17 protein-coding genes are annotated in these 15,724 nt (G+C 73.6%); 12 read left to right on the top strand and 5 right to left on the bottom strand.

Annotation, left to right across the window (positions count from 1 at the left end; genetic code table 11):
- Nucleotides 1-126: 126 nt before the first annotated feature.
- Nucleotides 127-900: a coniferyl-alcohol dehydrogenase gene (locus LN037_RS02815; RefSeq protein WP_230749630.1), complete on the bottom strand. Its 774-nt coding sequence runs from the start codon at nt 898-900 to the stop codon at nt 127-129.
- Nucleotides 901-1,044: 144 nt separating this feature from the next.
- On the opposite strand from LN037_RS02815, the gene LN037_RS02810 reads away from it, so the two are divergent.
- From LN037_RS02810 to LN037_RS02785, 6 genes are all read left to right on the top strand, one after another.
- Nucleotides 1,045-1,725 carry a GIDE domain-containing protein gene (locus LN037_RS02810; RefSeq protein WP_230749628.1) on the top strand — a complete coding sequence of 227 codons (681 nt, stop codon included), beginning with the start codon at nt 1,045-1,047 and terminating at the stop codon, nt 1,723-1,725.
- A 62-nt stretch (nt 1,726-1,787) separates the two neighbouring features.
- Nucleotides 1,788-2,630 carry a hypothetical protein gene (locus tag LN037_RS02805; protein ID WP_230749626.1) on the top strand — a complete coding sequence of 281 codons (843 nt, stop codon included), beginning with the start codon at nt 1,788-1,790 and terminating at the stop codon, nt 2,628-2,630.
- Nucleotides 2,631-2,695: 65 nt separating this feature from the next.
- Entirely contained in the window at nt 2,696-4,348 is a 1,653-nt protein-coding gene (locus LN037_RS02800) for an NAD(P)/FAD-dependent oxidoreductase (protein WP_230749624.1), read from the top strand.
- Nucleotides 4,345-5,748: an ATP-binding protein gene (locus tag LN037_RS02795; protein WP_230749622.1), complete on the top strand. Its 1,404-nt coding sequence runs from the start codon at nt 4,345-4,347 to the stop codon at nt 5,746-5,748. Before LN037_RS02800 ends, LN037_RS02795 begins: the two co-directional genes overlap by 4 nt.
- A 91-nt stretch (nt 5,749-5,839) precedes the next feature.
- On the top strand, nt 5,840-7,711 hold the full coding sequence (gene asnB / locus LN037_RS02790) for an asparagine synthase (glutamine-hydrolyzing) (protein WP_230749620.1): 1,872 nt from the start codon (nt 5,840-5,842) through the stop codon (nt 7,709-7,711).
- Between the two features lie 371 nt (nt 7,712-8,082).
- Nucleotides 8,083-9,378, top strand: coding sequence for a DUF445 domain-containing protein (locus tag LN037_RS02785; RefSeq protein ID WP_230750373.1), 1,296 nt, complete (start codon nt 8,083-8,085; stop codon nt 9,376-9,378).
- Between the two features lie 51 nt (nt 9,379-9,429).
- Here the strand turns inward: LN037_RS02785 and LN037_RS02780 are convergent, their stop codons facing one another.
- The gene (locus LN037_RS02780; protein WP_372460357.1) at nt 9,430-9,795 is read right to left on the bottom strand and encodes a fluoride efflux transporter FluC; all 366 of its coding nucleotides are present in this window, start codon (nt 9,793-9,795) and stop codon (nt 9,430-9,432) included.
- Entirely contained in the window at nt 9,792-10,253 is a 462-nt protein-coding gene (crcB, locus tag LN037_RS02775) for a fluoride efflux transporter CrcB (protein ID WP_230749619.1), read from the bottom strand. The genes LN037_RS02780 and crcB overlap by 4 nt, the downstream gene beginning before the upstream one ends.
- A gap of 245 nt (nt 10,254-10,498) precedes the next feature.
- Here crcB and LN037_RS02770 point away from each other — a divergent pair, with 245 nt between their 5' ends.
- The 5 genes from LN037_RS02770 (at nt 10,499) to LN037_RS02750 (ending at nt 13,793) form a co-directional block, all read left to right on the top strand.
- Nucleotides 10,499-10,981 carry a helix-turn-helix domain-containing protein gene (locus LN037_RS02770; protein ID WP_230749617.1) on the top strand — a complete coding sequence of 161 codons (483 nt, stop codon included), beginning with the start codon at nt 10,499-10,501 and terminating at the stop codon, nt 10,979-10,981.
- A 5-nt stretch (nt 10,982-10,986) separates the two neighbouring features.
- Nucleotides 10,987-11,715: a hypothetical protein gene (locus LN037_RS02765; protein ID WP_230749616.1), complete on the top strand. Its 729-nt coding sequence runs from the start codon at nt 10,987-10,989 to the stop codon at nt 11,713-11,715.
- Between the two features lie 125 nt (nt 11,716-11,840).
- Nucleotides 11,841-12,164 carry a DUF2516 family protein gene (locus LN037_RS02760; protein WP_372460356.1) on the top strand — a complete coding sequence of 108 codons (324 nt, stop codon included), beginning with the start codon at nt 11,841-11,843 and terminating at the stop codon, nt 12,162-12,164.
- Nucleotides 12,158-12,715, top strand: a complete 558-nt coding sequence (locus tag LN037_RS02755; protein ID WP_372460355.1) for a YbaK/EbsC family protein — start codon at nt 12,158-12,160, stop codon at nt 12,713-12,715. Before LN037_RS02760 ends, LN037_RS02755 begins: the two co-directional genes overlap by 7 nt.
- Nucleotides 12,716-12,833: 118 nt before the next feature.
- Nucleotides 12,834-13,793: a pirin family protein gene (locus LN037_RS02750; protein ID WP_230749612.1), complete on the top strand. Its 960-nt coding sequence runs from the start codon at nt 12,834-12,836 to the stop codon at nt 13,791-13,793.
- A gap of 3 nt (nt 13,794-13,796) precedes the next feature.
- Here the strand turns inward: LN037_RS02750 and LN037_RS02745 are convergent, their stop codons facing one another.
- Both LN037_RS02745 and LN037_RS02740 read right to left on the bottom strand, forming a co-directional pair.
- A complete protein-coding gene (locus LN037_RS02745) occupies nt 13,797-14,159 on the bottom strand; it encodes a hypothetical protein (protein ID WP_230749610.1) in 363 nt (120 codons plus the stop codon).
- Nucleotides 14,152-14,622 (bottom strand): DUF2505 domain-containing protein, encoded by a 471-nt coding sequence (locus tag LN037_RS02740; RefSeq protein WP_230749609.1) that lies wholly within the window; start codon nt 14,620-14,622, stop codon nt 14,152-14,154. The genes LN037_RS02745 and LN037_RS02740 overlap by 8 nt, the downstream gene beginning before the upstream one ends.
- Nucleotides 14,623-14,645: 23 nt before the next feature.
- On the opposite strand from LN037_RS02740, the gene LN037_RS02735 reads away from it, so the two are divergent.
- A complete protein-coding gene (locus LN037_RS02735) occupies nt 14,646-15,704 on the top strand; it encodes a UDP-N-acetylmuramate dehydrogenase (protein WP_230749607.1) in 1,059 nt (352 codons plus the stop codon).
- Nucleotides 15,705-15,724: the final 20 nt, after the last annotated feature.

The following is a 15,724-nucleotide window of genomic DNA, read 5'->3' as shown; positions in this document are numbered from 1 at the left end:
CCCGTCCGGTCGATCCCTTTGTGCGACACAACGGGTCGCACGCCCGGAGGTGACGGTCGCCGCACGTGCGAGGACACGGCGGCACCGATGCCACCGGCACCGGAGCCACGAGCGCGGCTCAGTGGCTCAGCGGGTCTGCAGGGCGGCCCAGGTGGTGGCCGCGGCGACACCGCCGTCGGCGGCGAGCGTCTGCCCGTTGATCCACCGGCTCTCGTTCGACATGAGGAAGGCGACGACGGCCGCGATCTCGTCGGCCTCGGCGTCCCGGCCGGCGGCCGTGCGCTGGCGGGCGAGCCGCCGCGGATCCATCGACCGCTCGACCTCGGGGAGCTGCGGGGTGCGCACCGGGCCGGGTGCCACACCGTTCATCCGCACGCCGTCGGGCCAGGTCAGCGTGGACGAGGCGGTCGTGTACGCGAGCACGGCCTCCTTGGACAGCTCGTAGACCGGCCGGTCGGGGCGGCGCTCCCGGCACCAGCGCAGACCGTCCTCGAACGACGTCGTCGCGAGCAGCGGACGCAGCTCGGCGAGGTGGGCGACCCAGTGCCGACCCTCGGCGGAGGACACGTTGACCACCGACCCGCCCCGCTGGATGCGCGGCAGCAGGCGCTCGGTGAGGTGGCGCATGCCGAGGAAGTTCACGGCGAGCACCGTCTCGGCGGGCGAGGTCCCCGGTACCCCGGCGACGTTCGCGAGGGCGTCGACCCGGTCGTCGAGCCGCTCCACGGCCGCGTCGATCGACCGCGGGTCGGTGAGGTCGCAGCGCACGTGCGCGATCTCGCGGTCCGGCGGCTCCCGCCGGTCGAGGCCGATCACGGTGACCCCGTGGCGGGAGAGGAACTGCGCGAGCGCGCGACCCACTCCCGAGGAGGTCCCGGTGACGACGAAGACGGTGCTCATGGCACCGGTCAGAGTAGACGGCTCCTCCGACGTCACCGACAGGTGATCGCGCCGCCTCCCCCCGGGTGACGACGGGCTCCGACTCGCTTCACCGGGGCCCCAGCGCCCGTCGTGGACCATGGAGGGACGACGACGGGAGTCCCCATGCTGCTCTTCGGCATCGTCCTCATCGCCCTCGCCGCCGCGGCCGTGGTGGCGGCCAACCGCCGGGTCGACCTGCGCCACGCGATGATCGGCGCGTCCACGTCGCCGGTCGAGGACCTCGCGGTCGAGCGGGAGGCCCTGGTCGACCTCGGCACAGTGGGCGGGTTCTCGCGGATCGCCGCGGTCATCGGGCACGCGCACCCGGCCGAGGACGGCCCGCTGCGCTCCCCGCAGACCGGTACCGAGTGCGTGTGGTGGCGCCGGGTGGTCCGGACGCCCTACGGCCACGACGGCGGCTCGCGGACGCTCGAGGAGGAGGCCTCCGACCGCGCGTTCGTGCTGGTCGAGGAGACCGGCAACATCGGCGTGGATCCCCGCGGCACGGTGGCCGTGCAGCCGGAGAAGGTGGCGGAGGAGCAGGGGTGGGGCCCGGAGGGCCCCGTCGTGTGCGAGGAGTGGGTGCTGCGCCCCGGCACGGAGCTCTACGTCCACGGCGAGGTGCACGACCGCGACGGCGCGCTGGTGATCGCGGCGCCCGCGACCGAGGCGTTCATCGTCTCCACCCGGGCGCCCACGGCGCTGCGCGAGGACTCGCTGCTGCTCCAGCGGCGGTGGGCGTGGGGCGGAGCGGTCTCGGGGGTCGCCGGGCTGGCCCTGGTCGTCGCGGGCCTCGTCACCTGACCCAGCCTCGAACGGCCCAACGTTCTTGCCCTGAGTGACCGAAATCAGGCACGCTGCGTGACATGAGCAGCGTGCACGACGATCTCGGGCTGGAGTCGTCACCCTCCGTGCCCGGTGGTGGTCCGGCGTCCCGGCGGCGGCCGCAGCGCATCACGAGCCGCTTCTTCTGGATCTGGGCGCTGCTGCTGGTCACGTCCCTCGGCGTGCTCGGCGCGGTGATCACGGCCTGGGTCCGGCACGGCATCACCGACACCGGCATCGTGCTGTTCGTCCTCCTGGTGGTCGTGCTGCCCCTGCTGCTCGCCGCCGTGTACGCGGCGATCGGTGCGGCGACGGACTCCCGCGTGGACGACGACATGCGCACCTACGGCGTCGGCATCGGGTCGGTGCTGCACACCAGCGAGTACGCCGACTCCCCGTTCTCCTTCGACGCGCGGCTCGACGGGTCCGTGTCGCGCCTCGGGAAGCGGCCCGGGCGGACCCGCAAGGATCGCCGCGAGGGGCGCAGCGTCGTCGTCGGGACCGAGGAGCGGTGGCTCGAGCGGCGCGGGAACGCGTTCGAGCTGTTCGACGGGCGGGACCCGGTCGCGACGGCGCGGCCCGCGAAGCGCGGCCCGTGGCGGGACTGGGAGATCGACGTCGACGGCCGCCTGCTGCGGATGCGCACCCACGTGCGGCGGCACCCGCCGCGCCGGACGCTGCTCGACGACCTCGGGCGGGCCTGGCGCGTGAGCGTGCGGAAGCACGAGGTCGCCGCCCGGCTCCCCGACGAGCTCTCGCCGGTCGGCGCCGCGTTCGTGCTGAGCGTCGTCGCGGGGATCCGTGACACCGTCGTGCCCGAGCCCGGCGGGACCTCGGGCGGGAGCGGGACCGACCTCGCCGACACCAGCTGGGGCTGGGACTGATGCCCGGACCCCGTCCCGCGTCTCGTCCGCCCGGGACGGGTCGACGGCGAGCCTAGGCTGATTCCGTGCCCCGCCCCGTGATCCTCACCGTGGACGACGACCCCGGCGTCTCCCGTGCCGTGGCCCGCGACCTGCGCCGCGAGTACGGCGAGCACCACCGCATCGTGCGGGCCGACTCCGGCGAGGCCGCGCTCGAGGCGCTGCGCGAGATCGCGCTGCGCGGCGAGCAGGTCGCGGTGATCCTCGCCGACCAGCGGATGCCGCGGATGAGCGGCGTGGAGTTCCTCGAACGGGCGATGGACCTCTTCCCGCGGGCCCGCCGGGTCCTGCTCACCGCCTACGCCGACACCGACGCCGCGATCACCGCGATCAACGTCGTCGACCTCGACCACTACCTGCTCAAGCCCTGGGACCCGCCCGAGGAGAAGCTCTACCCCGTCGTCGACCAGCTGCTCGAGGCGTGGCGCCGGGCGCCCGACCGGCCCAGCACCGACACCCGGATCGTCGGTCACCGCTGGTCGGCGCGGTCCTACGAGCTGCGGGACCTCCTCGCGCGCAACCAGGTGCCCTTCCGGTTCCACCTCGCCGACGACCCCGAGGGGGCGCGGCTGCTCGAGGCCGCCGGGTGCGACGACCGGACTCTCCCGGTCGTCATCACCGGGGACGGGAAGGCGTTGGTGGAGCCGACCGACGCCGAGGTCGCCGAGCAGGTCGGGCTGTCCACGCACGCCGCGGCCGAGCTCTACGACCTCGCCGTCGTCGGCGGTGGTCCCGGCGGGCTCGGCGCCGCGGTCTACGGCGGGTCCGAGGGGCTGCGGACCGTGCTCGTCGAGTCGCTCGCCACCGGGGGACAGGCCGGCACCTCGAGCCGCATCGAGAACTACCTCGGCTTCCCCGACGGCGTCTCGGGGGCCCAGCTCACCGACCGCGCGCGCCGGCAGGCGGTCAAGTTCGGCGTCGAGGTCCTGACGACGAGGACGGTCACCGGGCTCGGGGTCCGCGGCGGCGTCCGCATCCTCACCTTCGACGACGGGTCCGAGATCGCCGCCCACGCGGTGGTCCTGGCCACGGGCGTCTCGTACCGGACGCTCGACGACGTCCCCGGTCTGACCACGTTCGCGGGCGAGGGCGTGTTCTACGGCGCCGCCACCACCGAGGCCCCGTCGTGCACCGACGAGGTGGTCTACGTCGTGGGCGGCGCGAACTCCGCCGGCCAGGCGGCCATGAACTTCTCCCGCTACGCCCGCCGCGTGGTGATGCTCGTGCGCGGGCAGTCGCTGGCGGCCTCGATGTCGCACTACCTGATCGAGCAGATCGAGGGCGTCGACCACATCGAGGTGCGGACCGGGACCGAGGTGGTCGCCGCCGAGGGCGAGGGCCACCTGGAGAAGCTGACGCTGCGCGACCGCGCCACCGGCGAGGAGGAGCGGGTCGACGCGCAGTGGCTGTTCGTCTTCATCGGCGCGCAGCCGCGCACCGACTGGCTCGACGGCACCGTCGAGCGCGACGACCGCGGGTTCGTCCTGACCGGACCCGACCTGACCCCGTCGTCGTCGGGAAGGAACGGCGGACGTGAGCCGTTGCACCTGGAGACCTCCCTGCCCGGGGTGTTCGCCGTCGGCGACGTCCGGGGCGGGTCGGTCAAGCGCGTGGCCTCCGCCGTCGGCGAGGGCGCGATGGCGGTGAGCCTGGTGCACCGCTGGTTGGAGAACCGATGAGAACCGAACTCGAGCCCGCCTCGCTGCAGCGGCTCTTCCTCTTCGAGTCCCTCGACGAGGACCAGCTGGCCTGGATCGCGGAGCACGCCGACGTGGTCGACGCGGCGGCCGGCGAGGACGTGTGTCGCGAGGGCGACCCGGCCCGCTGCTTCTGGGTGCTCTGCGACGGCGAGATCGCCGTGATCCGGACGGTGCGCGGCGACGAGGTCGAGGTCAGCCGCAGCGCCCGGCCCGGCACCTACGGCGGCGCCACCGAGGCCTACGTCGAGGGCGAGAACCTCGCGTACAAGCACACCCTGCGGGCCTGCGCCGACTCGCGGTTCCTGGCGCTGCCCGCCGCCGAGTTCGGGGCGCGGCTGCGCGAGTGGTTCCCGCTGGCGATGCACCTGGTGGAGGGCCTCGCCGTCGGGATGCAGCGCTCGAGCACGGCGATCGGCGAACGGGAGCGCCTGCTCGCCCTCGGCTCCCTCTCCGCCGGCCTGACCCACGAGCTGAACAACCCCGCCGCGGCGGCGATCCGGGCCACCGAGTCGCTGCGCGACCGGGTCGCGGGCATGCGGCACAAGCTCGCGATGCTCGCCTCCGGCAAGCTCGACGGGGCCGTCGTCTCGCAGCTGGTCGAGCTGCAGGAGGAGGCGGTGCTCGGCGTCGCGACCGCGCCCGAGCTGTCCGCCATGGCCACCTCCGACGCCGAGGACGAGGTCGGCGACTGGCTCGACGACCACGGGGTCGACGGCGCCTGGGACCTCGCGGCCGTGCTCGTGGCGGGCGGCCTCGACGCCGAGTGGCTCGGCAAGGTGGAGCGCACCGTGCCCGACGGGACGCTCGGGGCGGCCGTGCGCTGGATCGCGTACGCGGTCGAGACCGAGACCCTGATGGGCGAGATCACCGACGCGACCGCGCGCATCGGCACGCTGGTGAACGCCGCCCGCCAGTACTCGCAGCTGGACCGGGCGCCCTACCAGGCCTCCGACCTGCGGGTCCTGCTCAAGTCCACGATCACCATGCTCTCCCGCAAGCTCGAGGGCATCACGCTGGTCAAGGAGTTCGACCCCGACCTGCCGCAGGTGCCGTGCTACCCGGCCGAGCTGAACCAGGTCTGGACGAACATCATCGACAACGCCTGCTCGGCGATGGACGGCGCGGGCACGCTGACCATCCGCACCCGGCGAGAGTCCGACACGGCCGTCGTCGAGATCGCCGACACCGGGCCCGGTATCCCGGCGGCGGTCCGGCCCCGGATCTTCGAGCCGTTCTTCACGACGAAGGACGTCGGCGAGGGCACCGGCCTCGGCCTCGACATCTCGTGGCGGATCGTCGTGTCCAAGCACCACGGGGACATCCGGGTGCACACCTCGCCGGCGGGCACGACGTTCGAGATTCGTCTGCCGCTGGGCTGATCGTCCTGTTCACCAGCGCGTCACATCTTGTTACGTGCCCTAAACAATCGGGGTACACCTGACCTGTCGACGACGACAGGGAGGCAGCCCCATGTGTGGCATCGCAGGAACGGTCGACTTCACCCGTGACTTCGCGTCGGACCGCGCCGCCGCGGCCGACGCGCAGGCGATGACGGACACGATGGCCTGCCGCGGACCGGACGACGAGGGCCTCTGGACGGCCCGCCACGCCGCCCTCGGGCACCGCCGGCTGGCCATCATCGACGTGCCGGGCGGCCGGCAGCCGATGACCGTGGAGGACCCGGCGACCGGCGAGACCCGCCTCGCGATCGTCTACTCCGGCGAGGTCTACAACTTCACCGAGCTGCGGGCCGACCTGGAGCAGCGCGGCCACCGCTTCCGCACCGACTCCGACACCGAGGTCGTGCTCCACGGGTGGCTGGAGTGGGGCGAGGACGTCGTCGAGCGCCTCAACGGCATGTTCGCCTTCGCCCTGTGGGACACCCGCGCCGACGAGCTCTTCCTCGTGCGCGACCGCATGGGCATCAAGCCGCTGTACTACTACCCGACCCCCGACGGGGTGCTCTTCGGATCGGAGCCGAAGGCGATCCTCGCGCACCCGCGCGCCGAGGCCGTCATGGACCTCGACGGGCTGCGCGAGGTCCTCTCCCACGTCAAGACGCCGGGTCACGGCGGCTACCGGGGCATGCACGAGGTGCGCCCGGGCTCGCTCGTCCGCATCCGCCGCGAGGGGCTCTCGATCCGCCGCTACTGGCAGCTCGAGGCCCTCCAGCACACCGACGACCAGGAGACCTCGGTCGCGCACGTCCGCGAGCTGCTCGACGACATCGTGCACCGGCAGCTGATCTCCGACGTGCCGCTGTGCTCGCTGCTCTCCGGTGGCCTGGACTCCTCGGCGATCACCGCGCTCGCCGCGCAGCAGCTGAAGGCGCAGGGCGGCGGACCGGTCCGGTCGTTCTCGGTCGACTTCGTCGGCTACGAGGACGCCTTCGCCGCCGACCCGATGCGCGACACCCCGGACGGCCCGTTCGTCCGCGAGCTCGCCGAGTACGTGAAGGCCGACCACGAGGCCATCACGCTCTCCAACGACGACCTGATGAACCCCGACGCCCGCGCCGCCGTGCTGCGCGCCCGCGACCTGCCGCTCTCTCTGGGCGACATGGACACGTCGCTCTACCTGCTGTTCAAGGCGATCCGGGGCCGGTCGACCGTCGCGCTGTCCGGCGAGTCGGCCGACGAGGTGTTCGGCGGCTACCGCTGGTTCCACGACGCCGAGGCCGTCAACGCCGACACCTTCCCGTGGATGGCCGGCCGGATCGGACCGATGGACCACTCGCGGTCCTTCTTCGACGAGGGCCTGCTCGCCGAGCTCGACCTGCCCGGCTACGTCGACCAGTCCTACCGCGACGCCCTGGCCGAGGTCCCCCACGTCGACGGCGTCAGCGCGACCGAGCGCCGGATGCGCGAGGTCTGCTACCTGCACCTGACGCGGTTCGTGCAGATCCTGCTCGACCGCAAGGACCGCATGTCGATGGCGAGCGGGCTCGAGGTCCGCGTGCCGTTCTGCGACCACCGCCTCGTCCAGTACGTCTTCAACACCCCGTGGGCGCTGAAGACCTTCGACGGCCGCGAGAAGTCGCTGCTGCGGGCCGCCGCGAAGGACGTGCTGCCGGCCTCCATCGTCGAGCGCGTCAAGAGCCCGTACCCCTCGACGCAGGACCCGGCCTACGAGAAGGCGGTCCGCGGCGACCTGGCCGACCTGGTCGCCGACACGGCCGCCCCGGTGCGCTCGCTCATCGACGTCGCGAAGGTGCGCGACGCGATCGACGCGCCGGCCGCGAACGCCACGACGAGCCTCGAGGTCGACCGGGCCCAGATGGAGAACGTGCTCCAGCTCGACGCCTGGATGCGCAGCTACCGGCCCACGATCGAGACGAGCTGACGGCTGCGGGCGCCGACCACCCCTCGCGGCGGCCTCGACGTCGCGGGGGTGCCCGTCGCCCGTCCGGGGACGGGGGGCGCCCCCCGACCACCGTGGGGCAGCACGGCGGCCGAGGGGCGCGGAACCCCGTGCGGCCGGGCGCGGACGGTCGCACGGGGCGTTCGGGAGCGGCGCCGGCGCGCACCGTCATGCCGGGCGCCCACGACGCTGTAGGACTCAACGCCGCGAACTCCGCCGACGATGCGGGTGATTCGCTCCTCGTCCGGTCGCTTCGCACGACGGGGCCCGGCGGTTCATCCTGCCGGATCGGGGCACAATCGACGGGTGTGAGCAGTGTGGCGCGAGCGTCGGACACGACGGACGAGATCCCGGTGCCGGGTGCCGGCCCCGGACCAGCGGCGTCCGGCCTGACCGGTCTCGCCGACGAGGAGGGCAAGCGCCGCCGCCTGGTGCGCATGAAGATCGTCGCCACCGGCTTCCTGGTCGGCGCCGCGATCGTGTGGATCGTGTTCCTCACCTGGGAGCGCAACGGCGGCCCGGCCTTCACCGGCTTCGTCCGCGCCGCGGCCGAGGCCGGCATGGTGGGCGCGTTCGCCGACTGGTTCGCCGTCACGGCCCTCTTCCGGCACCCGCTCGGCCTGAAGATCCCCCACACGGCGATCATCCCGCGCAAGAAGGACCAGCTCGGCGAGAGCCTGTCCGACTTCGTGGGCGAGAACTTCCTCTCCGTGCCCGTGGTGAGCGAGAAGCTCCGCTCCGCGCGCATCGCGAACCGCGTCGGCGCCTGGCTCTCCCGCCGGCAGAACGCCGAGCGGGTCACCGCCGAGGCCGCCACGGTGGTCCGTGGCGCGGTCGCCGTGCTGCGCGACGACGAGGTCCAGGCGGTCATCGAGCAGACCGTCACCCGGCGCGTGGTGGCCCAGCAGTGGGGTCCGCCGATGGGCAAGCTCCTCGAGGGCATCCTCGACGACGGGTCGCACCGGCGGGTCGTCGACCTCATCTGCGACCGCGCCTACGACTGGGTGCGGCAGAACCACGAGACCGTCATGGCCCTCGTCAGCAAGCAGGCGCCGAGCTGGTCGCCCCGCTTCGTCGACGGGCTCATCGGCGACCGGCTCTACGCCGAGGCCCTGTCGTTCGCCTGGGCCGTGAAGTCCGACCAAGACCACCCGCTGCGCAAGGCCATCGACCGCTTCCTCACCAGCTTCGCGGGCGACCTGCAGCACGAGCCGGAGACGATAGCCCGCGTCGAGGCCATCAAGGCGCAGCTGCTCGCCCACCCCGACGTCCAGGGCCTGATCAGCCGCGCCTGGGCGACGGGCAAGGCGATGATCCTCGACGCCGCCGAGGACCCCTCGAGCGAGCTGCGCCTGCGCGTCACCGACGGCGTCACGCGCTTCGGGGAGCGCATGGTGCTCGACGAGGGCCTGCGCGAGAAGGTGGACAACTGGATCGTCGACGCGGCCGCCTACGTGGTCACCCGCTACGCCCCGGAGATCACCGCGCTCATCTCGGACACGGTGAAGCGCTGGGACGGGCCGGAGACCTCGCGCAAGATCGAGCTGCAGGTCGGCCGTGACCTCCAGTTCATCCGCATCAACGGCACGGTGGTCGGCGCCCTGGCCGGCCTGATCATCTACACGGTCGGCGAGCTCGTCGTCGGGTAGGTGCGCTGCGCGCCTGTGAGTACTTGTGACGGCTATGACCGTCACGAGTACTCACAGGGCGAAGCCACCCAGAAGGCCGAGCGACGCCGCGCCGAGGCCGGCGAACGTCGACATCAGCACGTTCAGTACCGAGTGCGTGCGCTCTCCGGCCTCGGCGAGGCGCACCGTCTCGTAGCCCAGCGTCGACCAGGTGGACAGTCCGCCGCAGAAGCCGGTACCCACGGCGGCGACCACCGCGGACGGGGCCGCGGCGCCCAGGACGACGCCGAGCACCAGCGAGGCGACGACGTTGACGGTGAACGTGCCCCACGGGAACGAGGTCCCGTGGGTGCGCTGCAGGGCCCGGTCGGCCAGGTAGCGCGCGGGCGCCCCGAGGGCGGCCCCGAGCGCCACCCACAGGCCGGTCAGCACCGTCACCGGGCCCCGCCCGCCGTCGCGCGGGCGAGCACGAGGCCCGACCACGCCGCGCCGACCGAGCCGACGGTCGTCGCCGCGAGGTAGGCCAGGGCCGTGCCGGGCCGGCCGGACGCCAGGAGCTGCTGGGCGTCGACGACAAAGGTGGAGAACGTCGTGAAGCCGCCGAGGACGCCGACCCCGAGGAACGGGCGCACGATCGGGTGCGCGGTGCGGACCTCGGCCACGTGCACGACGAGCACCCCCATCAGCAGGCACCCGACGACGTTGATGAGCAACGTCGTCGTCGGGAACGCGCCGTGCGGGGTGGGGAACGCGAGCCCGAGCCCCCAGCGGGCGAGCGCGCCGAGCGCGCCGCCGAGGGCGACGGCGGCGACGGCGGCGCCCTGCCGACGCAGCAGCGGTGCATCGGGCGGGCGGCCCGCGACGACGTCGTCGGCGATCTCCGGGCGGTCGGACACGAGGCACTCCCTGGGCGCGCGGAACCGGGCTCCAGGGACCGTTGGCGCCGTCCGGACGCGGTTCTCGGCGGGCCCCACCGCCATCGCGCGGAACGGTAGTCCCGCCGTTTCCCCAGCGCACGGCGGTGCTCGCAATCGATCTCCGAATCTGTGGCACAGCCCACCCCACCTGCGCAAACAGAGTGCTTGCATCAGCTAGCACTCGTGTTAACGTGGAGATCAGTCAAGGCGAGGAGGTGAGCACGATGTCGGGTGTGGACAGTGTCGACAAGGCACTCGGTCAGGCCGTCGAGGACATCGGTGCCTACATCCGCAGGCAGCGGGAGACGGCGCAGGTGTCCCTGCGTCAGCTCGCGAAGGTCGCCGGGATCTCCAACCCGTACCTGAGCCAGATCGAGCGCGGGCTGCGCAAGCCGTCCGCCGAGATCCTGGCCCAGATCGCGACCGGACTGCGCATCTCGGCCGAGGCGCTCTACGTGAAGGCGGGGATCCTCGAGGAGCGAGTCGGCTCCGCGGTCCTCGACTCACTGGCCTGCGACCCGGAGCTCACCGAGCGCCAGAAGCAGGTGCTGCACGACATCTACGAGTCGTTCCGCCGCGAGAACCGCGCGGCCGGGGTCACGGCTCCGGTGCCCGCCGAGCGCGATGACGCCTCCGGCGCCTACACGGGGACCTCGGCGCTCGCCGTCGCCCCCGACCTCACCCGTATCCCGTCCGAAGAGGAGTGATCGACGTGCCCGTCACGTTCCCCACCAAGTTCGACGTCCGCGAGGCCCGCGACCAGGCCAACAAGGTCGTCACCGACGCCGTGGACCCGTTCCGCGCCCCGGCGCTGGCCCTGCTGGGCCTCGGCGACTACGCCGTCGCGAGCGCCCAGGAGGCCTTCGCCAAGGTGCAGGCCGGCGCCACCGAGGTGCAGGCCCGCGTCGAGGACCTCCCCTCGGAGCTGCAGGAGCTGCGCGGCAAGCTGACCGCCGAGGACTTCCGCCGCCTGGCCGACAGCTACGTCGCCGCGGTCCGCAGCGTCTACGCCGACCTCGTCAAGCGTGGCGAGACCGCCTACGGGCAGCTCAAGACGCAGCCGCAGGTCAAGCAGGCCCTCGACACCGTCGACTCGGTCTCCAGCGAGCTCGAGAGCCGTCTCGAGGACGCCACCGAGGAGTTCCGCGTCCGTGGCGAGGCCGCCCTCGCCGAGGTCACCAAGCAGACCCGCTCGGTCGGTGAGCGCGCCGCCCGCTACACCCAGAAGGTCACCGGCCAGGTCGCCGAGACCATCTCCGAGGTGAGCGACGAGGTCGCCGAGAACGTGAAGGAGGCCGGCGAGGAGGTCGCGCACGACACCCGCTCGGCCACCCGCAAGGCCGCCTCGCGCACCGCGCCGAAGAAGCAGGGCCCGAAGAACGCCCCGAAGTCGGCCGCCACGAAGGCCGCCGCGCCGAAGGCGCCGACCGGCAAGGCCTGACGCTCCCCGCAGTCCGACGGCCCCGTCCCCGCACCCGCGGGGGCGGGGCCGTCGTCGTGCGTGGTGTCCGGTCCGTCGCCGGTGGGCGGATCGGAGCCGCCGTCACCAGCACGTATCCTCGCGGCGTGGGTCTGTCCGTGCCGTCCGTGTGGTTGAACCTCGACTACTACCTGTCGCTGCTGATCTGGGTCGTCGCGATCCCGGTCGGCCTCTACGCGTTCGTCCACGCCCTGCTCCAGCGTGCGGACGCCTTCACCGCGGTCGACAAGCTGACCAAGCCCGCCTGGTGTGCGATCACCGGCGTCGGGGCGCTCCTGCTGGTCGTCTCCTTCGGCGGGCCCGTGTCCGGGTTCGCGATCCTCTGGCTCGTCGCCCTCTGCGCCGTGCTCGTCTACCTCGTCGACGTGCGGCCCAAGGTCACGGAGGTGCAGCAGGGCGGACGGTGGTGACCGGCCTCGAGGCCGCCGCCGGCACCCTCGAGCTCGTCCCCGCCCCGGACCGACCCGACCTGCTCGCCCCCGCCGTCGTCGAGGCGCTCACGGACCTGCCCGACGACGTGGCCCGCTCCTGCGGGGTCGCCCCCATCGACCCGGAGCTCGCCGACACCGCGGCCTTCTGCGCGGCGTACTCCTCCCCGCCCGAGCTCTCGGCCAACTGCGTCGTCGTCACCGGCTCGCGATCCGGTGAGCAGCGCTTCGCGGGCTGCGTGGTGCTCGCGACCACGCGCGCCGACGTCAACGGCGTGGTCCGGAAGCGCATCGACGTCCGGAAGGCCTCGTTCGCGCCCACCGACCTCGCCGTCGAGCTCACCGGCATGGCGTACGGCGGGATCACGCCCTTCGGGCTCCCGTCCGGCTGGCCGGTCCTGGTGGACCCGGCCGTCCTGGCCGCACCCGCCGTCGTCGTCGGGAGCGGGATCCGCGGGTCGAAGCTCGTGGTGCCCGGGTCGGTGCTCGGGCTGCTGCCCGGGGCGGAGCCGACGGAGGGCCTGGGGCGGTAGCCGCACCCCTCGTGGCAGGAAAGCGTCGTTGCTGGCGGCCGGTGGCAGCGACGACGCTTTCCTGCCACGGAGGCGGGTCGGCGCGGTATGGTTCAACCTTCAAGTACAGGAGGTCGCCGTGCCCGCTCTCACCGTTCCCGACCTGACCGTCCTGCCGCGCCTGCCCGAACCCGTCGGCACCGGCGCGACCGAGCGCTCCGTGCGCCGCGTGACCACCGCGCCGCGCGGGTTCGAGGGCGAGGGCTTCCCGGTGCGGCGGGCGTTCGCGGGCGTCGACCTCGCGGACCTCGACCCGTTCATCCACATGGACCAGATGGGCGAGGTCGAGTACGCGCCCGGCGAGCCCAAGGGCACGTCCTGGCACCCGCACCGCGGCTTCGAGACCGTCACCTACCTCGTCGACGGCACGTTCGAGCACGCCGACAACCACGGCGGCGGCGGACTCATCACCAACGGCGACACGCAGTGGATGACGGCGGGCGGCGGCGTCCTGCACATCGAGCGGCCGCCGGAGGCCCTGGTCGCCTCGGGCGGGCTGTTCCACGGGCTGCAGCTGTGGGTGAACCTGCCCCGCGCGCAGAAGTGGGTGCACCCGCGCTACCAGGACCTGCGGGCCGGGCAGGCCGCGCTCGTCACCTCGCCGGACGCCGGCGCGCTCGTGCGGGTCATCGCCGGCTCGCTCGGCGGGCACGCGGGCCCGGGCTCGACCTACACGCCCATGACGATGGCCCACGCCTCGGTGGAGCCCGGCGCGCGCCTGCACGTGCCGTGGATCCGCGAGCAGAACGCGCTCGTCTACGTGCTCGCCGGCGACGGGTTCGCCGGCACCGAGCAGCGCCCGGTCACGACGGGGCAGCTGGTCCTGTTCGGCCCGGGCGAGTCGCTGCGGGTCGCGGCGGCGGCGACGCAGGACGCGCGCCACCCGAAGCTCGAGGTCGTCCTGCTCGGCGGTCGCCCCATCCGGGAGCCGGTCGCGTGGGGCGGCCCGTTCGTGATGAACACCCGCGAGGAGGTCATGGATGCGTTCCAGGACTTCTCGAAGGGCCGTCTCGGCGCGATCCCCGCCGACCGGGTGTAGCCCTCAGGCGAGGTGGAGGGCGTACCGGATCGTCGGCCAGGGGTCGTCGCCCGACGGCGTCGCCGCGACGATCACCGCGTCGCCCTCCCGGTCCAGCCGCACCTCCGCGGCCCGGTCGCCCCCGAGGACCACGGAGGCCTCCTCGTCCGCGAGCAGGGCGGCGATCCCGGCGCGGTACCGCTCGACGTCGTCGCCCGTGAGGATCGTGCGGATCGTCCCGGCGAACGGCGCGGCGTCGACGACGATCTCGGCGTGCCGCCAGCAGCGGGTCTCCGGGTCGACGTGGTGCGGGGCGAAGGGCTCGCCGAGACGCACGACCAGGCGGGCGCCGGGCGCCCCGACGTCGAGCAGGACCTCGTCAGCCATCGAGCCAGCGCGTGAGGAACTCCGTCTCGAAGCGCAGCAGGTCGGTGACCTGCTCGGCCACGACGCCCTCGATCTTCCCGCCGACCATGGGGACCGGGACGGCGGTCGACGCGCGGACGCGCAACCGGGAGCCCTCGCCGTCGGGGACGACCTCCTGGGTCCCGGTGATCGAGCCCGGCAGGCCGCGGACGTCGACCTGCACGTCGGCGCTCGTGCCGTGCCAGTTCTCGGTGCGGTCGAGGACCAGGTCGTCGCCGGTGAACCGGCGCACCACCGACGGCAGGAACTCCACCGGGACGCCCTGGCGCAGCACGATCCGGTCCCCCTCGTGGGTCACCAGGGCGGCGTCCTTGCCGCCCAGCTCGGCGAGCCGCGCGTGCAGGAAGGCGTCGTCGGTCAGGGCGGCGACGACGGCCTCGGGCGGGTGGGGGAACGAGGCGTCGTGCTCGATGGGGCGGGCCACGGGCGGCAGGTTACCGTCGGGCGGTGCCCACCACCGTCGCCTCGCTGGCCGAGCTGACCACCCTGCGCCTCGGGGGGCCGGCCCGACGGCTGGTGCGGCCGTCCGACCGGGACGGGATCGTCGCGGCCGTCCGCGAGGCGGACGCCGCCGGGGAACGGCTGCTCGTGGTCGGCGGCGGCTCCAACCTCGTCGTTCCCGACGACGGGTTCGCGGGCACCGTGGTCGCGATCGGCTCCCGCGAGCACACCACGTCCCGCGACGAGGACGGGGCGCTGCTCGAGGTCGAGGCGGGCGAGGACTGGGACGCGCTGGTCGCCGCGAGCGTCGACGAGGGGCTGGGTGGCCTGGAGTGCCTGTCGGGCATCCCCGGCTCGACCGGGGCGACCCCGGTGCAGAACGTCGGCGCCTACGGCGTGGAGGTCGCGGACCTGCTCGTCGACGTGACCCTGTTCGACCGGCGCGCCGACGCCGTGCACACCGTCCCCGCCGCCGACCTCGGCCTGGGCTACCGGACGAGCCGGCTCAAGGGGGCCGACGACGAGATCGTGCTGGCGGTGCGCTTCCGGCTCACCGCCGACGGGCTCTCCGCCCCGGTCCGCTACGCCGAGCTCGCGCGCACGCTCGACGTCGAGCCCGGCACGCGCGTCCCGGCGGCGGACGCCCGGGCCGCGGTGCTGGAGCTGCGCCGCGGCAAGGGGATGGTCCTCGACCCGGCCGACCACGACACGTGGAGCGCGGGCTCCTTCTTCACCAATCCCGTCGTCGGGACGGGGACCGCGGACGAGGTGGCGCGGCGGGTGGCGGCGCTCGACCAGCGCCCGGTCACCGCGTGGCCGACCGACGACGGCCGGGTCAAGCTCTCCGCCGCGGCCCTGATCGAGCGGGCGGGGGTGTCGCGCGGCTACCCGGGCCCGGACGCCCCCGTGCGGGTGTCCACGCGGCACACCCTCGCGCTGACCAACCGCGGCGACGGGACGACGGCGCAGCTGCTCGACCTGGCCCGCGACGTGCGGGACCGGGTCGAGGCGGCGTTCGGGGTGCGGCTGGTGCCCGAGCCGGTGCTGTGTGACTGCGTCCTGTGAGCACTGCTCGTGGCGCGCGC

It is taken from the genome of Actinomycetospora soli (assembly GCF_021026295.1).
Classification (GTDB): Bacteria; Actinomycetota; Actinomycetes; order Mycobacteriales; family Pseudonocardiaceae; genus Actinomycetospora; species Actinomycetospora soli.
Note: the sequence above shows the minus strand (reverse complement) of the source record. Positions and strands in the feature narration are given on the sequence as shown.